Here is an 18633-nt window from a genome sequence, read left to right on the forward strand (position 1 = left end):
CCGTTGTTAGAGCATCTCGAGGTTCTTGTCGAGCTCGAAGGGAGTGACCTGCGAGCGGTACTCCTTCCACTCCTGGCGCTTGTTGAGCAGCACATAGTTGAACACGTGCTCGCCCAGCGTCTCGGCGACCAACTCGGACTCCTCCATGTACTGGATCGCGTGGTCCAGGCTCGCTGGAAGCTGCCGGTAGCCCAGGGCGCGCCGCTCGGTGTCGCTCAGGCCCCACACATTGTCCTCGGCCTCGGGGGGAAGCTCGTAGCCCTCTTCGATTCCCTTGAGCCCGGCGGCCAGCATGAGGGAGTACGCGAGGTACGGATTCGCTGCCGAGTCGATGGCCCGGTACTCGACGCGGGCGCTCTGCCCCTTATTAGGCTTGTAGAGTGGCACCCGGATCAGGGCGGACCGGTTGTTGTGACCCCAGCACACAAAGCTGGGGGCTTCGTCCCCACCCCACAGGCGCTTGTAGGAGTTCACGAACTGGTTCGTGACGGCGGTGATCTCCGGGGCATGCTTGAGCAGCCCGGCGATGAACTGGCGGCCGGTCTTGGAGAGCTGGTATTGCGCGCCCGCCTCGAAGAACGCGTTCGTGTCGCCCTCAAACAATGACAGGTGCGTGTGCATTCCTGACCCGGGGTGCTCCGACATCGGCTTCGGCATGAACGTCGCGTAGACGCCCTGCTCGATGGCCACCTCCTTGATGACCGTGCGGAAGGTCATGATGTTATCCGCCGTGGTCAGCGCATCCGCGTAGCGCAGGTCGATCTCGTTCTGACCGGGACCTGCCTCGTGGTGGCTGAATTCCACCGAAATTCCAAGGTCTTCGAGCATCCGCACCGACCGGCGGCGGAAGTCGTGGGCTGTGCCGCCGGGAACGTTGTCGAAGTAGCCGGCGTGGTCCACCGGCACGGGGCCGTTCTTGCCATACTTGGACGACTTGAGCAGGTAGAACTCAATTTCGGGGTGGGTGTAGAACGTGAAACCGCGGTCGGCTGCCTTGGCCAGCGTGCGCTTAAGCACATTTCGCGGATCGGCGACGGCCGGCTGACCGTCCGGCGTCATGATGTCGCAGAACATGCGGGCGGTCGGGTCGATCTCACCGCGCCAGGGCAGGATCTGGAACGTGGTCGGGTCCGGGTGCGCGAGCACATCCGCCTCGAACGACCGGGTGAGACCCTCGATCGCCGAACCGTCGAAACCGAGACCCTCGGCGAATGCGCCCTCAACCTCTGCGGGTGCGATGGCCACCGATTTGAGGGTGCCGACGACATCCGTGAACCAGAGTCGGATGAACTTGATTCCCCGCTCCTCGATGGTCCGAAGAACGAAGTCGCGCTGCTTGTCCATTCACGCCCTTTCTTGTCGCTCCCTAGGCTACTGTCTGGCGCCGGCTCTCGGGCGAAACCGGCCGCCGATCGGCCTGAACGCGCCTTGACTACACTTGAGGCATGCCAGAGTCGACCGTTCCGGATGAACCCCAGCCCGTCAGCGAGCTGAATCCCTTCGTTTCCGTGCAGTCCGGACCCAAACGGGTGCGCACGCGCCATTTTCACAACGCCAAGCAGCAGGGCATCCCGATAACGGGGCTCACCAGCTACGACATGCTCACGGCCCAGATCTTCGACCAGGCCGGCATCGACTTCCTGCTCGTGGGCGATTCGGCCGGTAACAACGTGTTCGGCTACGAGACCACCCTTCCGGTGACGGTCGACGAACTCATTCCGCTCACCCGGGCCGTCGCGCGCGCCGTGACCCGCGCACTCGTCGTCGCGGACATGCCCTTCGGTTCGTACGAGACCGGCCAGAGCGAGGCCCTGCACACCGCCGTGCGTTTCATGAAGGAAGCGCAGGCCCACGCGGTCAAGCTTGAGGGCGGGGTTCGCAGCCACAAGCAGATCAAGCGCATCGTGTCATCGGGGATCCCCGTGATGGGGCATGTCGGCTTCACCCCTCAGAGCGAGCACGGGCTGGGCGGACACATGATCCAGGGCCGCGGCGAGGCCGCGGATGAGCTGATCGAAGACGCCCTCGCGGTGCAGGACGCCGGCGCCTTCGCGGTCGTGCTCGAGATGGTCCCGGCGACGGTCGCGGCACTGGTCACCGCACGGCTCGACATCCCCACGATCGGGGTGGGTGCTGGGCCCGACGTAGACGGCCAGCTGTTGGTATGGACGGATTTCGCCGGCATGACCGAGGGGCGGGTGCCCCGATTCGTTCGGCAGTACGCCAACCTGCGCGGCGTGCTGACGGATGCTGTGCACCGGTTCAAGGACGACGTCGACTCCGGCGCGTACCCCGGGCCGGAACACAGCTACGAGTAAAACTCGCCGCTCGCGGGACTAGCGGTCGTTCTCGGCCTCTTCCGCGGCCCATTTGGCGCTGTTCGCGCGCAGCTTCTCCAGCGCGTGGACGGCCTCCTCCCGGGTGGCGAATGGCCCGACGCGGTCCGCGGAGGGGGACTGCATCCCCTGTTCGACCGCGCCCGTGCGCATGTTGTACCAGAACTGATGATCGGTGCCTTCGGACATAAGCTTGATCCTATGCCTAAGGATTCTGTTGGTCACCTCCTCCCGGGCGCGGTTTCTCCGCTCCGCTCCGTTCCCCGCCACATCGTGCGCCCGGAGTACGTCGGCAAGGGAATGCCCTCGCCCTACACAGGATCGAATCTGTACTCCTCCGAGCGCATCGAGCTGATCCGGGAATCAGGCCGGATTGCGGCCGGGGCCATCGAAGCGGTCGCACAGGCCATCCGCCCCGGCGTGACGACAGAGGAACTCGACCGGATCGGCCACGAGTTCATGATCGAGCGTGACGCCTACCCGTCGACGCTCGGCTATCGGGGGTTTCCCAAATCACTGTGCAGTTCCGTGAACGAGGTCATCTGCCACGGCATCCCGGACGACACCGTTCTTGAGAACGGCGACATCGTCAACATAGACATCACCGCCTACAAAAACGGTGTGCACGGCGACACGAACGCCACCTTCATTGTCGGCGAGGCACGGGACGAGGTCAGGCTTCTCGTCGAACGCACCCGGGAGGCTCTCGCCCGCGGTATCAGGGCCGTCGCTCCCGGACGCCAGGTGAACGTGATCGGCCGCGCCATCGAGTCCTACGCCAAGAGGTTCGGCTATGGGGTCGTTCGGGACTTCACCGGACACGGCGTCGGCGAGGCCTTCCACTCCGGCCTGATCATCCCGCACTACGACTCCGCTCCCGTCTACGACACCGTGATGGAGGTCGGCATGGTCTTCACGATCGAACCGATGCTCACCCTGGGCGGGACCGACTGGGACATGTGGGCGGATGACTGGACCGTGACGACCCGGGACAAGAGCATCACCGCCCAGTTTGAGCACACCCTCGTGGTGACCGACCGCGGCGCCGAGATCCTCACCCTCTCCTGACAACCGGTAGGTTTTGACTATGAGTTCAACCATGGCCATCGGCATTGACATTGGCGGCACCGGGATCAAGGGAGCAGTGGTCGATCTGTCCACCGGCAAGCTCCTGTCCGATCGCATGAAGCTTCCCACGCCTAAAGGCGGCCGACCAGCCGACATCATCGAAACGACCAGGACCCTCCTGACAACCGTTTCCGCCGAGGAGGGTGCCGGCGCGCTGCCGGTGGGCATCTGCTTCCCCGCCGTCGTAAAGAACGGCCACACCATGTCGGCCGCCAACGTCTCGGACAAGTGGATCGGCCTCTCCGCCGAGAATCTCTTCCAGAAGGGTCTCGGCCAGCCCATTCATTTCGTGAACGACGCGGATGCCGCCGGCTACGCGGAGGCGCAGTTCGGCGCGGCGAAGGGGGTGAAGGGAGTGGTCATCATGACGACCCTCGGCACCGGAATCGGAACCGCACTGCTCAACGACGGTTTGCTGGTGCCGAACACCGAACTCGGCCATCTGCAGATCGAGGGCGTCGACTACGAAACCAAGGCCGCGTACTCCGCCAAGGAGCGGGAGAACATGAGCTGGGAAAAATGGGCCGGTCGGCTGCAGAAGTACTACTCGACCTTGGAAGCACTGTTCTCGCCGGACCTCTTCATCGTCGGCGGCGGCGTGTCCAAGCACCACCAGGACTTCCTGCCCCTTCTGCGACTGAAGACAGCCATCATCCCGGCCGTGCATCGCAACAACGCGGGAATCCTCGGGGCCGCCGCACTCGCCGTCAAGCATCAGGACTGACCTGCCCGGGGCGGCAGAGCACCCCGGCGCAGAACCTGGCGGCCGGAAGGTGGAATGGGCCGGCTGTTACGCCGGGTTCTGTCCCGATGCCGAAGCACCCTGGACGGCCATCTATCTCGGGACTACGTTGCCGCAGCCCTCTAGCGGTCTACCCGGAAACTCGGCGAGCCGCCTTGGCGTTTCCTGTCTGACCTTGCTCCGGACGAGGTTTACCTAGCCGACCAGGTCACCCTGGCCTCTGGTGGTCTCTTACACCACCGTTTCACCCTTACCACCGGCCGAAACCGGAGGCGGTCTACTTTCTGTGGCACTGTCTCGCGGGTTACCCCGGGTGGGCGTTACCCACCATCCTGCTCTGCGGAGCCCGGACGTTCCTCGGCATCCGCTGACCCGAAGGTAGCGGATGACGCGACCGTCTTGCCGACCCATTCCACAGTCCAGAATACAGGCCGCCGGCGGGGCCCGGCTCCACCTAGATCCCGGACTCCTCCGTGCGAACCAGGATCGCCCCGCAGTCCGGGCAGAACAGGACCTCGTCGGCCGGCGAGGAACGCACGGCATCGAGGTCGCTGCCGGTGAGCGTCATCGTGCAGCCGCTGCAGGTGCGCGCCCGCAACAGGGCGGCAGCGTTGCCCCGCCCCGTCACGAAGCGCTTCTCGTACAGCGTGGCGAGGTCCTCGGCGACGCTGCCGGCGACGGCGGCCCGGTCCCGGCGGAGTTCGCCGAGCTGCCGGTTCAGATCGGCGAGGCTTTCGTTGCGCGCCTGCTCGGCGTCGTGGATCCGGAGCGCGATCGCGTCCCGCTCCGCCTCCACCGCGGAGACGGTCGCATCGCTCTCCTCGAGCCGTTCCATCACCGCGATCTCGATCTCCTCGAGCGCCAGGAGGCGCTTGCGCAGCGCCGCAAGCTCCGTCTCCAAAGCCTGCACGTCTTTCACCGAGGAAGTGTGCTGAACCCGGTCGGTGTCCCGCGCGATGCGCTTCTCGACCACTTCGACGTCGGATTCGATCCGCGCCAGCTCGGTGCGCACGTCATCACGTTCGCCGACGCGGGTGCCGAAGGCCATCCGAGTGGTGTCGAACAACGTGGTGAGTTCCCGGATCTCGGCGTGCTGGGGCAGGGCCTTCGTCTGATGCTCGACCTGCTGCAGCCGGATGTCGAGGGCCTGAAGCCGGAGAAGCTCTTTCTGTTCTACTGGGGATGCCTTCACGATGTCCTGACCTTTGCGAATAGAAATATGAACGAGCGTTGGGGGTGGATCCGAACTTCATCGGCAGGCTACTGCACGATCGCGAAGTCCCAGGGATCCGTGCGCAGGGAACTGCTGGTGATGCGCACACCGGGCAGAAGAGCCCGCAGCTGTTCGGCGGCCGGCTCGATCCAGAGCCATTCACTGGCCCAGTGCGACACGTCGATCAGGGCAGGGGTGCCCCCCGACAGCCCGGACTGCTCACGGGCCTCCGACGCCGGGTGGTGACGGAGGTCGGAGGTGATATAGACGTCGGACGCCTGCACGGCGGGATGAGGGAGAAGGGAATCGCCTGCACCACCGCAGAGCGAGACGGTTTTGACGACACTGCCGTACTCCCCCGAGACCCGGACGCCGGTGGCGGTCGCCGGCAGGAGCTGGGCAAGCCGGTGGGCCAGTTGGCCCAGGGTGGTCGGGTGCGCGAGCCGGCCGACCCGGCCGATTCCCGTTCCCGCCGCGGCACCCGCCGTGATGGGGGTTGCGTCAATGAGGCCGAGTCGGGTGGCGAGGATGTCCGAGACGCCGTCTACGACGACATCCGCGTTGGTGTGGGCCGCAAGGAGAGCGCAATTCGCTCGGATCAGACGACCGATCAGGGCGCCCTTGTAACGGTCTTCGGCGACCGACGTGACGCCGCGCAGCAGGAGCGGATGGTGCACCAGGAGCAGGTCTGCGTCATGTCCGACCGCCTCGTCCACGGTCGCGGAGACGGCGTCCACGGCCAGGTGGATCGATTCGACGGGCTGGCCGGGGTTGCCGCAGACCAGACCCGGGGCGTCCCAGACTTCGGCACCGGACAACGGCCACAGTTCATGGATGATCCGACTGACATCGGCGAGTGAGACGGGCACCTCGTCAGCCTACCGGTGACGAGGCGGTGCGCCCTCCTGACGACGGTTGACCGGAATTCCGAGGAACTGCAAGCGCGGTCACCGCCACCAGAACCAGCCCGAGCCCGGCCCAGCCGGACGGTGGCAACCGCTCGCCGACGATCAGGACCGCCAGCAGCGTAGCCACGAGAGGTTCGACCAGGGTGAGGCTGGTCGCCGTGCTGCCGCAGACCGTGCGCGGGCCGCGGCCGAAGAGCAGATAGGCGACGAACATGGGCCCGATCGCGCGAGCAGCCCGAGCAGAACGCCCAGAGGAGCGGACCCGGCGGCCTGGTCCGACTGCCGGCCGGTGATCAGCAGAATCGTGCCGAGCAGAGCCACCAGTGTGCACAGTGTCCAGAGCCGTGTGACTGCCCTTGGTCGCCAGCGGGCTGGCGCTGACGGGCAGGAAGTGCGCGGCCGTGCCCGTCGTTCCCCAGAGCAGCGCAGCCAGAAAGATGGGGGCCACGCTGAGCCGGCTCGTGACGGTTCGCGGCGGCGTCACCATCCGAGAGTGCCGGGAGCCCCCTTGAACGGTCCGACGACCCGGGAGGTGATCCAGCCGCCGTAGAAGTCGCCCGGCTGAGGCAGCACCGCTTCCCCGTTCACGGTAACGAGGTCCATCCGTCCGGGGTACAGCGCGACGCGGTTCGCCAGATCCTCGAAGCCCCGCGTCGGCGACGGGTAGTACCACCCGGCCGCCTCCTCCACACGCCCCGGGGTGACCACGCTCAGGTACGACGCCTCGCCCTTGTACTCGCAGTACGATCGGCCGTTCACCGGTTCGAGGCTCCCCGCCCGGAACGCGGAGCGCGGCAGGTAGTAGACCGGCGGATGGCTGGTCTCGAGCACCCGGACGGCATCGTCGGTGTCGACCAGGACCAGGCCACCGAGGGTGACGACGACCCGGTCGGCACTCGTCTCCACGCGAGGCGGTCGCGGGTAATCCCAGACCGATTCCTGGCCGGGTCCGGGCACAACCCGGTTAGTGCGAAACGGCTTCATCCGGCCAGCGTACCGGGAGCGGCCGGGTGAATTCGAACATTGGACGAACCCTCCTGGCGCTGCAACTCCACGCCGAAGACGGCGGCCTGGGTGCGGCGCTCCATGCCAAGTTTGCTGAGCACCCCCGACACATAGTTCTTCACCGTCTTCTCCGCCAGGTCAAGGTGCTCGCCGATCTGGCGGTTGGTGAGGCCCCGGGAGATCAGATCGAGGACTTGCCGTTCCCGCGTCGTCAGCGCGCGGGCGGCAGGGTCGCCTCGGTCCAGCCCCAACGAGGTTGCCACCCGGCCGGCCAGCAGCGGGGTGAGCAGCGACTCCCCCCCTGCCACACGCCGGATTCCCTGCACCAGGCGATCACCGCGGATGTCCTTCAAGACATAGCCGGACGCCCCAGCCAGGACGGCGGCGCGGCTGGCCATGTCGTCGTCGAACGCCGTGAGCATCAGGCACCGGATGCCGGGATCCCTCCCCCGGATGTCCCGGCAGGCGTCGATGCCGCTTCCGTCGGGCAGCCTCACGTCAAGGACCACGACGTCCGGCCGGGTGGCGGCGACCCTCGCCACGGCCTGCCGCCTCGTTGCCGCCTCCCCCACCACTTCCAGGTCAGCTTCGGCGTTGATCAGGGCAGCCAGGCCGATACGGACGACGTCGTGGTCGTCGACCACGAACACGCGCGTCATCGGGAAGTCTCTGCGGAAGCGTCGCTCACGCGCGCCGTCCAACGCAGTTCGGCACCGCGCGGCGCCCGGTCGCGCAGCGACACCATCCCCTGCCAGCGTTCGGCTCTGACCGCCAGATTAGCGACGCCGCTGCGCCGACTTGCGCCGGTCAGACCGACGCCGGTGTCGCCGATCTCGACCGTGAGGATGTGCGCTGCGACCGAGACGCGCACTTCAGCCTCCCGGGTTCCGGAGTGCCGGACCACGTTGGTCAGCCCCTCGCGCACGACCGCCACGACATCATCAGCCAGCGAGGTGGAAACGAGCAGATCGATCGCCCCGGAGAACACCACCCGCGGCGGGTGCGCAAAGAGAGGTCCGACCTCGTCGAGCAGGTCGACGATGCTGCGGCGAAGCCCGTGCCGGTCGGGGTCCGCCTGCGTCGACAACCCGAAGATCGCGGTGCGGAGGTCGGCGATGACCGCGTCGAGCGCTCCCACCTGGTCGGCCAGCCGCCGCCCGAACACCGGGTCGGCGGTCATCCCGCCGAGGGCGCGCACGGCGAGCCCGACAGCGAAGACCCGCTGAATGACCCGGTCGTGCAGCTCACGTGCGATCCGGTCGCGATCGGTGAGCACCGCCAGACGCGCCCGGTCCGTGCTGCTCCGCTCGAGGTGGCGGCCCGCATATGCCAGTCGGGCGAAATCGACGGCCGAATCGAGGTCCACGGCAGTGAACGGGGGCGCCCCGCTGGGCCGGGAGGCCGTGAGCACCACTGCGGGCGGGCCGGTTTCCCCGGCTTTGCCCAGCGGGACCACCAGGGTCGACCCGAGTATCAGGAGCGACTCGGGGCCCGCAGCCTCGCGCTCTTCCCGGCCGACGAGGACCGGCCGGCCGGTGGCCATCGCCCGGCCGCACAGGCTCCCCGCCACGGGGAAGGCCAGGCCGTCCAACGGTCGAGTGGCGCTGCCATGAGCCGCGTGGACGACAAAACCGTCCCCCACGCCCGAATCAACACCAGGCGGCCCGATGACGCAGACTAGGTCCGCATCCGCAGCCGACGCGAAGATGTCTGCCAGCAACATCAGCGGGTCACCCGTTCGCTCACCCCGCAAACCCTCGATGAAATCGGCGGATGCGGCCACCCACCGCGACCGGCGCGGGAGGGGCAGGTGCGCCGGCAGGTCGATCACTGTCTCCGAGCGAGCCTCGGGACGTTCGTTCAGGGTGACCGGGATAGTTTCGTGGGGCATGACCGAGGACCGCCTCTCGTCTGGTAGCGGGGATACTACCCGCACGGGACCTTCGGCCCTGTCCCGGTCCGGCAGGCACTGCGATCATAACGTGGGGCGGACTGTCCGGTGCGATTCCACCCCAGAGCAGGAGTCACACCCATGGTTGAAAAAGTGATCGTCGCCATTGACGGTGGGGCCGCGAGCAAGGCGGCCCTGGAGTGGGCCCTCGACCGGGTCGTGACGCTCGAACGGATGCAGGGCACGCCCGTGCAACTCGAACTCACCACAGTGGTGGAGCTGGGCTGGTACCCCGCTGAGGGATCGGACTATTCCAGTCAGCCTGCCTACGAGCGCCCGCTCGCGGAAGCCCTTCGACGGGTCGAACAGGTGGCACCCTCCTGCCGGAAGACGAGCTACATCCGCCATGGCGTCCCGGTCGATGAGCTGGCGCGGGCATCGGCGACCGCCGACCTTCTGGTCATCGGCACGAACAAGACCGGTGTTCTCGCCGGGACGGTCTTCGGCACCCTTCCCCTTCGCCTCGCGGCCCACGCCCGATGCCCCGTCGTCGTCGTCCCCGTCAACTGGCAGGCACGTGGCGGCCACATCGTCGTGGGCATGGAGAACGACGTCACGGCCCTGGTCGCCGTTGACTTCGCGGCCCGCGAAGCCGAGCGTTACAAACTCCCTCTCGATATCGTCCACGCCTGGACCATTCCCGCGACCGTGGCCGTCGAATACGGTGCCGTCCTGCCCTACGAGGAGATACGGGACGCCCACGCGCGCATCCAGTCGGGGGCAACGAGGAGGGTTCGCGACGCGCATCCGGCGCTGCATATCGCCGAGGTTCTGAAACAGGGCACCGCGGCATCCGTGCTCGTGAATGCCTCCCAAACGGCGTCCCTCGTCGTCGTCGGCACACACGGCCGGGGTGCCGTCGGCAGCCTCTTTCTCGGTTCGGTCAGCCACGACGTGCTGATGAACCTGCCGTGCCCGGTCGCTGTGGTCCCCCGCCCGGCCGGTGAACGCGCCGAGTCCCGACCGGACTCCACGGAAGGTGTGAAGAAGCGGTGAACACCTCCTACATCGGATTCGACGGGTCGCCCGTGGTCCTGGTGCACGTCGTCGACGATGAGTGGGGGCTGCTGGGTCCCGACTACGCGCGGGAGGCCGAGCGCCGGGCGAGCAGTCTGCTCACGCAGGAGATCACCGCGGCGAAGACGCATCCCGGGCTGGACATCGGCGCGCTCGTCCTGCACGGGTCTCCCGCCTGGACGCTCGCCGCGGTGCCGACATCCGACGATGTTTTGGTCGTCGGAACCCACAAGACCGGTTCCCTGAGCGGACGCGTGCTCGGCTCGCGCAGCGTTCAGATCGCCGCGGCGGCCGGCTGCACCGTCGCCGCGGTGCCGGAATCGACCACAGACAGCCGAAGCGGAGTCGTCGTGGATGTCGACCGTTTCGAGGGATCCACCTCGGCCGTCATTCTCGGCGCCCAGGAGGCGCGCCGCCTTGGCCACGAACTCATCCTCGTGCATGCGCCCTCGACTTTGCGTGCGGAGCCCGGAGCTCGCGACTGCCGCAACCCCCGGCGCGTTCGTGAATCCCCGGCTGGTGCACCGGCCGCCGGCCGAGGCTCTGCTCGATGTCGGCAGCGAGGCTGCCATACCGTGCTCAGAGTTTCACATCCGAGGCCCGTGACCCAGTCGGTGATCGATTCAGTCACCCACGACGTCCTGATGAACATCAACGTGCCTGTGCTGATCGCCCGGTCCGACTGACACCCTCCGATTCGCACGCTCCGATGCGAGCGCTGTGAACAACTTAGACGGGTTCGCTAACCGGTCCGGTCTCGGTGCCGGCGACCCTGATCACGGCGACTGGGCAGGGCATGGTCAAAACGATCACATGACTGACCGAACCCAGCCAGAAGCGAGCGAACCCGTGGCGACCGTGGCTGCCCACAACGAGAAGCCGCGCACCGGTCGCCGCCGACACAAGTGCGTCCACCGGCAACCCGAGGTCGAGCCGCAGGTCGAGCACCAGGTCCGGATAGCGTTCGGCCAGTCCCACCACCGCTTCGGAGAGGACCAGGCGGTCCGCCTCATCGGGCACCATCGGCCAGTCGATCATGGCGCGCTCTTCGGTCCAAGGGGCCGGCGCACTCCAGCAGTACAGCGCCGTCAACCGCTCGCCCGGGCGGTCCGCCTGATCCGCGGCGAATGTCACAGCGGCGAGGGATGCCTCGGAACCGTCCACCCCGACGACGACGCCGGTGCCGCGCTGTTCCTCCCGCTCGGGCACGACGACGACGGAACCGGCGGCGTAAGCCGCGATCTGCGCGGCTTGGGTGCTGAAGACATAGTCCCGAAACCGGCCCAGGGCGTGCGAGCCCACGACGAGGAGTTGCGCGCCGACGGCCCAGTCGGTGAGGGCCCCGGTGGGCGAGCCCTCGAGGACCGTCGTGCGAAAAGTCAGGTCAGGAGCGACACTGCGGGCCTCCTCACCCTCACGGGCGAGCAGCAGTTCGGCCTGCTCGCGGGCCGAGTGCAGAAACCCGGCTGGGGTCGTGCCGAAGGTCGCGTCGACGACGTGCACCAACTCGATCTCCAGGCTCCGGGGACGCGCATAGTCGAGCGCCCACTGGAGCGCAGCCCGAGCCGGCGGCCGACCGCTGACGCCCACTACAACACGGTTGTCCACGACGACCTCCTCCGCTCCCCGTCACAGCGGGCAGAACGGGGTCTACGATGTCGCGCGCCGATCCGACAGAACAGGGCCGAAAGTCCCGGCGTCGGTCAGGACGTCAGTAGTCGAACTCGTCGAACTGTGGCGAATCCAGCCCGTCGCCCGTCCACGAGGCTCGGCCCGAGGCTGTGCCGACCAGGGCCTTATGGCGGAGAGTGTCCACCGTCTCCGGCTCCAACAGCTCTGACCGTGCGGAACCGGCAGTAACGCAGACCAATCGGCCGGATCCGCCGATCAGGATCTGGATGCGACCCAGCAGGCCCGTCTCTTTGACGATCGGGATGTCGACGACATCGACCTGGGGACGGAGACTCAACGCCTCGGCATAGTGCATGACGGCATCCGCAAGGTCATCGCCCGTGATGACCGATCCGCCGGGGTGAAATAGACGCTTCATGGTAGACCCCTGATTGTTCACGAAATGGACATGTGCAGCCAAGGTCTGGGGCATATTCCGATTCTAGACCGTGCGGGGTTTACAGGTCGAGAGTTCGGTTCACAACCTGTTCGGCAACCTCGACCAGCCACTGGCCGTTGTCGCGGGCATATTGACGCAGGGTCGCGAAGGCCTCTTCCATGTCGACGGTGTGGGTGAAAGCGACGACGCCCTTGGCCTGCTCGATCAGAACGCGGCTACTGAGCGCGCGTTGCAGCTACGCCCGAGCCACGCCGCTCTCCCTGATGGCGCGTTCCTAAAGAATGCCGATGGTGGCGGTGTCGGCCAGCGCCTGGACCGTGCGCAGGTCCCCCGCTCCCAGACCGCCGAGGCGATCCCAGAAGACATTGAGCGATCCGATGGTCGTCGCTCGCAGCCGCAGGGGGACCGAATGCATCGACTTGAAGCCAAGTTCGAGCGCTCCCGCCCGGAACCGTGGCCACGCCGGGGCGAGGACATCGAGGTCGGGAATGGCCACGGGTAGCCGGTCGTGTAGCACTCGACGCACGGCCCATTGCCGGCCCGCAGCTGCGATATTTCAATCAGGCGACTTCGTTCGTCGGTTGAGGCCACGACCTCGAGATCGTTGTCGTTGTAGGCGGAGAGGATGATCCCGACCGCGGACGCCCCGAAGAGTGTGGCGCAGGTCTCTACGAGTGTGTGCAGCAGGTCGACGACGTCGTACCCGACGACAAGCGGGTCGGCCAGCGTGACGAAGGTCTCAACGAACTGACCTTCACGCGTTCTGGTCACCATAATTCCATCCCAATACCCGTCTAATTCTGAAGTAAACATCAACCCTTCGCGCCACAACATCGTCCGCTACCTCGCGGACCGTGCGCGCGTGGGAGTGCGGGGGCGGCGGGAGTACAGGTCAACCGCTCCGATGTCCAACGTTCCGACGTTCCGACGACCATCGGGAACGCGAACACGCCTTCGACGTCGCTCGCGCACACGGTTTCGGCGCCGAACGGTGCGCCGAGGGTGGAGATCGCCACGCCGGTGACGGGCAGCACCCGCAGGAACGGCGAACACAGGTGCGTGCTGTTCAGGTTCGCGTTGCGCAACTCCTCGACAGCGAGGCCGAACGATTGACGGTCAGACCGGGACATGACGACGTTCACCCCCCCCGGGCATCCGTTACTCGGATCGAAATTACTCGCATCGAAGTCGCTCGCGCGTGAGTGTGAACGGTGCCTTCACGACCACTCGGCTCCGCGGGAAAGCAACGATTATTCCGCGGCGGGCAACAACTTTCTCAGTCACGCCGTTTCCAGCGTATCGCGCGGAACCCGGCTCCGTAGAGCTATTGAAGAACCTGCGTCCGACCTTTGCACGCACCGAGGATCGGTCACGGCCGGACGGGGCGTAGGCCGAGTCAGTCGCCGAACCTGCGCAGCATCTCCAGCACGACCGCGGCCGAGCGGTCGGCCGCGTCGTCGATGTGGGTGAGGTGATCGTCAACCGGTCCGCACAGGTCGGAGATGCCGCGGACCGCCACGAACGGTACGCCATGAGCGAAGCAGGTTTGAGCAGCGCCCACGGATTCCATGTCGGTGGCGAGAACCCCGGGGAACAGCACGCGGAGGCTCTCTGCGCGCTCCACGCTCACGAAGGCGTCGTTGGAGACCAGCAGCCCGCGGCGCACGACCAGCGCCGATCCGTCGGGCATCCGGGCAGCCGACTCGGCGCCGCGCAGCGCCTCAGTCGCGCCCTCGTAGCGAGCCGGCATGCCGGGCACCTGGCCGAGCGCGTACCCGAAGACGCGTGCGTCAGCGTCGCTGTTGAGGTATTCGCTCCCGATGACCACCTCGCCCACCCGCACCTGGGCGCCCACCCCGCCGGCCGAACCCGCGCTGATCACCAGCGGCGACGCCTCGGGGTCCTCGGCGCGCACAAAGAGGAGTGCGGATGTCGTCCCACCGGCCGCGTTGACCAGCCCGATGCCGCTCTGCACGAGCAGCACTTCACGCCCGGCCAAGGTGAGGCGGTGCCGGCGGGCCCTGCCGATGGCGACCGGCGGCGCGGAAGCGGTGGCCGCCGCCAGGAACGGAGCGGCCTCCTCCTCCATCGCGACCAGAATGATCGCGTCGACGGTCGTCATGCGGTGACGGTGGCCCAGGCGCCGCGGGCGGCCAGGAAGACCTTCACGGCGTCCTGGGCGGCTGCCAACGAGTGGTTGGCTCCCCAACCGCACTGAACCTCGTTGGCGGCGGGCACCTCGGTGGCGCCGAGGATGTCGGTCATGGTGGCCTCGATCAACTCGAGGACCTCGGCGTACTCCGGCTGCCCCTGCAGAATGAGGTAGAAACCGGTTTGACAGCCCATCGGCGAGAAGTCGATGACTCGGGTGGAATGGTTGCGGGAGTGCTCGGCGAAGAGGTGCTCGATCGAGTGCACTGCCGGCATCTCCAGGTGAAGGACGTTGGGCTGGGTGAAGCGCACGTCGTACTTCACGATGGTGTCCCCCTGCGGCAGCATCTTGGTATCGGCCAGGCGCACGTAGGGTGCGACAACCGTGCGGTGATCGAGGTTGAACGATTCGACGTTCATGCGTGGCTGATTCACGTGTTCTCCCTGGAAGCTGTCGTGGCACTCGGCTGAAGCTCGTTCGCAACGGACGTGATCAGGGGTTTATGTGTGGGCCCTACCGGGCTCGAACCGATGACATCCACGGTGTAAACGTGGCGCTCTACCAACTGAGCTAAAGGCCCCTGACGCAACGGCCGGTGAAGGCCGTGTTTCATCATACAGATTCTGCGCGCCGGGTGGACCGCGGCCGGGTTCAAGCCGGCTGGAGTTCGCCGATCGCAGCCCGGTAGGCCTCCAACGACCGGGGCTCGCCCGGCGCGGTGATGAAGCTGGCCCGGATGATCCCCTCAGGGTCGATCAAGAACGTGGCCCGGTTCGCAAAGCCCTTTTGCTCGAGGAACACCCCGTATTCCTTAGCGACCGCACCGTGCGGCCAGAAGTCGGCCAGGAGGTCGAAGGTGTACCGTTCCTGTTCCCCCCAGGCACGCAGGGCGTGACGGGAATCGACCGAGATGCCGAGCAGTTCCACCTCGTTGGCGACGAACAACGACAGGTTGTCCCGCAGCTCGCACAACTCGCCACTGCAGATTCCCGAGAACGCGAGGGGGAAGAAGACCAGGGCGACCGACTTCTTCCCGCGGAACTCGCTGAGCTGCACCCGCTCGCCGAACTGGTTGAAGAGCTCGAAATCAGGAGCCTGGGTGTCATTTTCCAACGCCATGGAGCGCTTCCTTTCGTGCGCCCACGGGAACGATGCAAGGCGACGCCACAGCCTAGCCCCGCCTTCTGCCGGAACCAAGATGAGCGTCCCAAGGGACCCTCGATTCCCGGCCCGAACGGCGCTCACCGACCGCGCACAAACCGAAGGCAAAATCTGTAGGCTTGCGTGGTGCCATCGGTCGTGATCCGACCGTCATCCGGCACCGCTAACTTGGCAGGTTCGCTTCGATGGTCTGCCCAACAGAGAGAGGTCGAGTGTGACTGTCAACGACCAGGACCCGTATTCGGTTAACAGCACGGATGCGGACCCGGAGGAAACCGCCGAATGGTCGGAATCGCTGGACGCGCTCGTATCGGCCCACGGTCACCAGCGTGGTCGGGAGATCATGCTGACGCTCCTGAAACGCTCCAAGGAACTGCACCTCGGCGTGCCCATGGTGCCGACCACGGACTACATCAATACCATCGCGGCCGGCAATGAACCCGACTTCCCCGGCGACGAAGACATCGAGCGCCGCTACCGCGCCTGGATACGCTGGAACGCCGCAGTTCTCGTGCACCGTGCTCAGCGCCCCGGAATCTCCGTCGGCGGCCACATCTCGACCTATGCATCCTCCGCTGCCCTCTACGAGGTCGGCTTCAACCACTTCTTCCGCGGCCAGGACCACCCGGGCGGCGGAGACCAGATTTTCATCCAGGGCCATGCCTCCCCCGGAACCTACGCGCGGGCCTTCCTCGAGGGCCGCCTGAGCACCGACCAACTCGACGGATTCCGCCAGGAGAAGTCCCACGGCCCCAACGGGCTGTCCTCCTACCCGCACCCGCGACTGATGCCGGAATTTTGGCAGTTCCCGACGGTCTCCATGGGACTCGGCCCGATCAACGCCATCTACCAGGCGCAAACCAACCGGTACCTCACCAACCGCGGGATCAAGGACGCCAGCGACCAGCAGGTCTGGGCGTTTCTCGGCGACGGCGAGATGGACGAGGTCGAGAGCCGCGGGCAGCTGCAGGTTGCCGCCAACGAGGGTCTCGACAACCTCAATTTCATCGTCAACTGCAACCTCCAGCGCCTCGACGGCCCGGTACGCGGCAACGGCAAGATCATCCAGGAACTGGAAAGCTTCTTCCGCGGCGCCGGCTGGAACGTCATCAAGGTCGTCTGGGGTCGCGAGTGGGACGAGCTGCTCTCCCGCGACACCGATGGCGCCCTGCGCGACCTAATGAACGCCACCCCCGACGGCGACTACCAGACGTACAAGGCCGAGAGCGGTGCGTACGTGCGTGAGCACTTCTTCGGCCGCGACCCCCGCGCGCTCAAGCTCGTCGAGGGTTACACCGACGACGACATCTGGAACCTCAAGCGCGGTGGCCACGACTACCGCAAGGTCTACGCGGCATTCAAGGCCGCATCCGAGCACAAGGGCCAGCCGACCGTCATCCTGGCCAAGACGGTCAAGGGTTACGCCCTCGGCCCGAGCTTCGAGGGCCGCAACGCGACCCACCAGATGAAGAAGTTCACCCTCGACAACCTCAAGACGTTCCGCGACAGCACCCACATGCCGATCACGGATGCCCAGCTCGAGGAGAACCCCTACCTCCCGCCGTACTTCAAGCCGGACGAGGACGATGAAGCGATCCAGTACCTGCATGAGCGCCGCCGCGCGCTCGGCGGGTACGTGCCGGAGCGTCGCAGCAAGTACACGCAGATCACCCTGCCGGGCGACGCGACCTACGCCCCCACCAAGAAGGGTTCCGGCACGCAGGAGATCGCGACCACGATGGCCTTCGTACGGCTGCTCAAGGAACTGCTGCGCGCCAAGGACTTCGGACACCGCATCGTGCCGATCATCCCGGACGAGGCTCGCACCTTCGGCATCGACGCGTTCTTCCCGAATGCCAAGATCTACAACCCCAGCGGCCAGCAGTACACCTCGGTCGACCACGCGCAGCTTTTGGCGTATAAGGAGAGCCCGCAGGGCCAGATCCTGCACGTGGGGATCAACGAAGCCGGCGCGATGGCTGCTTTCACCAACGTGGGCACGTCGTACGCAACGCAGGGTGAGCCGCTCATCCCGATCTACGTCTTCTACTCGATGTTCGGCTTCCAGCGCACGGGCGACGCCATGTGGGCCGCGGGCGATCAGATGACCCGCGGGTTCATGATCGGCGCAACCGCCGGACGCACCACCCTCACCGGTGAAGGCCTGCAGCACGCCGACGGCCACTCGCCGTTGCTGGCCTCGACGAACCCCGCCGTGGTCTCGTACGACCCGGCCTACGGCTACGAGATCGGGCACATCGTGCGGTCGGGACTCGAGCGGATGTACGGAGGAACGCACGCCGACCCCAACGTCATGTACTACATCACGGTCTACAACGAGCCGCAGGTGCAGCCGCGCGAGCCCGACGACGTGGACGTGGACGGCATCGTGCGCGGCATCCACCGCGTCAGCGTGTCCGATGTGTCCGGTCCGAAGGCGCAGCTGTTGGCCTCCGGCGTCTCCGTGCCCTGGGCGCTCGAGGCCCAGGCCCTTTTGGCCGAGGACTGGGGAGTGTCCGCCGACGTCTGGTCGGTCACCTCCTGGGCCGAACTGCGTCGCGATGGCATCGCGGTCGAGGAACACAACTTCCTCTACCCGGACGACGCGCCGCAGATCCCCTATGTGACGGAGAAGCTGGCCGGCACCGCCGGACCGTTCATCGCCGTCACCGACTTCATGCATGCGGTGCCCGATCAGATCCGGCAGTTCGTGCCCGGCGACTTCGCGACCCTCGGCGCCGACGGGTTCGGTTTCTCCGACACCCGCCCGGCGGCCCGCCGCTACTTGAAGATCGACGGACCGTCGATGGTGGTGCGCGCACTCGAACTTCTCGCTCGCCGAGGCGAGGTCGACCGCAGCGTCGTCGGCCAGGCGATCGCGAAGTACCGGTTGCACGACGTAACGGCGGGAACTACCGGTTCCGCCGGGGGCGAGAGCTAACAGCCCCC

At 66.6% G+C, this 18633-nt stretch carries 22 protein-coding genes, 1 tRNA gene and 1 other RNA gene; 6 read left to right on the forward strand and 18 right to left on the reverse strand.

What is annotated here, in order from left to right; genetic code table 11:
• Positions 1-6: 6 nt before the first annotated feature.
• A complete protein-coding gene (locus E3T34_RS10170; RefSeq protein WP_104101951.1) occupies positions 7-1344 on the reverse strand; it encodes a glutamine synthetase family protein in 1338 nt (445 codons plus the stop codon).
• 101 nt (positions 1345-1445) lie between these two features.
• Here E3T34_RS10170 and panB point away from each other — a divergent pair, with 101 nt between their 5' ends.
• A complete protein-coding gene (gene panB / locus E3T34_RS10175) occupies positions 1446-2318 on the forward strand; it encodes a 3-methyl-2-oxobutanoate hydroxymethyltransferase (protein WP_104101948.1) in 873 nt (290 codons plus the stop codon).
• A gap of 18 nt (positions 2319-2336) precedes the next feature.
• Here panB and E3T34_RS10180 read toward each other — a convergent pair whose 3' ends face one another.
• On the reverse strand, positions 2337-2525 hold the full coding sequence (locus E3T34_RS10180; protein WP_104101945.1) for an SPOR domain-containing protein: 189 nt from the start codon (positions 2523-2525) through the stop codon (positions 2337-2339).
• Positions 2526-2537: 12 nt separating this feature from the next.
• On the opposite strand from E3T34_RS10180, the gene map reads away from it, so the two are divergent.
• Positions 2538-3404, forward strand: coding sequence for a type I methionyl aminopeptidase (map, locus tag E3T34_RS10185; RefSeq protein ID WP_134342908.1), 867 nt, complete (start codon positions 2538-2540; stop codon positions 3402-3404).
• 19 nt (positions 3405-3423) lie between these two features.
• The gene (ppgK, locus tag E3T34_RS10190; protein WP_104101940.1) at positions 3424-4188 is read left to right on the forward strand and encodes a polyphosphate--glucose phosphotransferase; all 765 of its coding nucleotides are present in this window, start codon (positions 3424-3426) and stop codon (positions 4186-4188) included.
• Positions 4189-4239: 51 nt separating this feature from the next.
• On the opposite strand, the gene rnpB is transcribed toward ppgK, so the two are convergent.
• From rnpB to E3T34_RS10225, 7 genes are all read right to left on the reverse strand, one after another.
• Positions 4240-4616: RNase P RNA component class A (rnpB, locus tag E3T34_RS10195), an RNA gene on the reverse strand.
• 44 nt (positions 4617-4660) lie between these two features.
• Complete coding sequence (locus E3T34_RS10200; RefSeq protein WP_104101937.1) at positions 4661-5398, reverse strand: zinc ribbon domain-containing protein; 738 nt, start codon at positions 5396-5398, stop codon at positions 4661-4663.
• 68 nt (positions 5399-5466) lie between these two features.
• Positions 5467-6288 (reverse strand): Nif3-like dinuclear metal center hexameric protein, encoded by an 822-nt coding sequence (locus E3T34_RS10205; protein WP_134342909.1) that lies wholly within the window; start codon positions 6286-6288, stop codon positions 5467-5469.
• Between the two features lie 4 nt (positions 6289-6292).
• Entirely contained in the window at positions 6293-6814 is a 522-nt protein-coding gene (locus E3T34_RS16755; RefSeq protein ID WP_134342910.1) for a DMT family transporter, read from the reverse strand.
• Positions 6808-7311, reverse strand: a complete 504-nt coding sequence (locus E3T34_RS10215) for a DUF427 domain-containing protein (protein ID WP_134342911.1) — start codon at positions 7309-7311, stop codon at positions 6808-6810. Before E3T34_RS10215 ends, E3T34_RS16755 begins: the two co-directional genes overlap by 7 nt.
• A complete protein-coding gene (locus E3T34_RS10220; RefSeq protein WP_104101926.1) occupies positions 7308-7991 on the reverse strand; it encodes a response regulator transcription factor in 684 nt (227 codons plus the stop codon). The genes E3T34_RS10215 and E3T34_RS10220 overlap by 4 nt, the downstream gene beginning before the upstream one ends.
• A complete protein-coding gene (locus E3T34_RS10225) occupies positions 7988-9223 on the reverse strand; it encodes a sensor histidine kinase (RefSeq protein WP_134342912.1) in 1236 nt (411 codons plus the stop codon). Before E3T34_RS10225 ends, E3T34_RS10220 begins: the two co-directional genes overlap by 4 nt.
• A 141-nt stretch (positions 9224-9364) precedes the next feature.
• On the opposite strand from E3T34_RS10225, the gene E3T34_RS10230 reads away from it, so the two are divergent.
• Positions 9365-10279 carry a universal stress protein gene (locus E3T34_RS10230; protein WP_104101921.1) on the forward strand — a complete coding sequence of 305 codons (915 nt, stop codon included), beginning with the start codon at positions 9365-9367 and terminating at the stop codon, positions 10277-10279.
• Positions 10276-10986: a universal stress protein gene (locus tag E3T34_RS10235; protein ID WP_134342913.1), complete on the forward strand. Its 711-nt coding sequence runs from the start codon at positions 10276-10278 to the stop codon at positions 10984-10986. Before E3T34_RS10230 ends, E3T34_RS10235 begins: the two co-directional genes overlap by 4 nt.
• 43 nt (positions 10987-11029) lie before the next feature.
• Here the strand turns inward: E3T34_RS10235 and E3T34_RS10240 are convergent, their stop codons facing one another.
• The 9 genes from E3T34_RS10240 to E3T34_RS10275 all read right to left on the reverse strand — a co-directional run bounded on the left by E3T34_RS10240 (position 11030) and on the right by E3T34_RS10275 (position 15642).
• A complete protein-coding gene (locus tag E3T34_RS10240) occupies positions 11030-11908 on the reverse strand; it encodes a universal stress protein (RefSeq protein WP_134342914.1) in 879 nt (292 codons plus the stop codon).
• A gap of 103 nt (positions 11909-12011) precedes the next feature.
• Entirely contained in the window at positions 12012-12350 is a 339-nt protein-coding gene (locus E3T34_RS10245; protein WP_134342915.1) for a hypothetical protein, read from the reverse strand.
• Positions 12351-12429: 79 nt separating this feature from the next.
• Positions 12430-12606 (reverse strand): ANTAR domain-containing protein, encoded by a 177-nt coding sequence (locus E3T34_RS16530; RefSeq protein WP_347232360.1) that lies wholly within the window; start codon positions 12604-12606, stop codon positions 12430-12432.
• 39 nt (positions 12607-12645) lie between these two features.
• A complete protein-coding gene (locus tag E3T34_RS16535) occupies positions 12646-12867 on the reverse strand; it encodes a GAF domain-containing protein (protein WP_241977388.1) in 222 nt (73 codons plus the stop codon).
• Between the two features lie 316 nt (positions 12868-13183).
• Positions 13184-13501 (reverse strand): hypothetical protein, encoded by a 318-nt coding sequence (locus tag E3T34_RS10255; RefSeq protein ID WP_134342916.1) that lies wholly within the window; start codon positions 13499-13501, stop codon positions 13184-13186.
• A gap of 266 nt (positions 13502-13767) precedes the next feature.
• Positions 13768-14493, reverse strand: a complete 726-nt coding sequence (gene mtnN / locus E3T34_RS10260) for a 5'-methylthioadenosine/S-adenosylhomocysteine nucleosidase (RefSeq protein WP_134342917.1) — start codon at positions 14491-14493, stop codon at positions 13768-13770.
• Positions 14490-14942, reverse strand: coding sequence for an S-ribosylhomocysteine lyase (locus tag E3T34_RS10265; protein WP_104171090.1), 453 nt, complete (start codon positions 14940-14942; stop codon positions 14490-14492). Before E3T34_RS10265 ends, mtnN begins: the two co-directional genes overlap by 4 nt.
• An 88-nt stretch (positions 14943-15030) precedes the next feature.
• Positions 15031-15103, reverse strand: a tRNA-Val gene (locus E3T34_RS10270).
• Between the two features lie 71 nt (positions 15104-15174).
• Positions 15175-15642, reverse strand: coding sequence for a peroxiredoxin (locus E3T34_RS10275; protein ID WP_104101900.1), 468 nt, complete (start codon positions 15640-15642; stop codon positions 15175-15177).
• A gap of 256 nt (positions 15643-15898) precedes the next feature.
• On the opposite strand from E3T34_RS10275, the gene aceE reads away from it, so the two are divergent.
• Entirely contained in the window at positions 15899-18625 is a 2727-nt protein-coding gene (gene aceE / locus E3T34_RS10280; RefSeq protein WP_134342918.1) for a pyruvate dehydrogenase (acetyl-transferring), homodimeric type, read from the forward strand.
• Positions 18626-18633 lie beyond the last annotated feature (8 nt).

This window comes from Cryobacterium sp. TMT1-62, from assembly GCF_004403145.1.
GTDB lineage: Bacteria > Actinomycetota > Actinomycetes > Actinomycetales > Microbacteriaceae > Cryobacterium > Cryobacterium sandaracinum.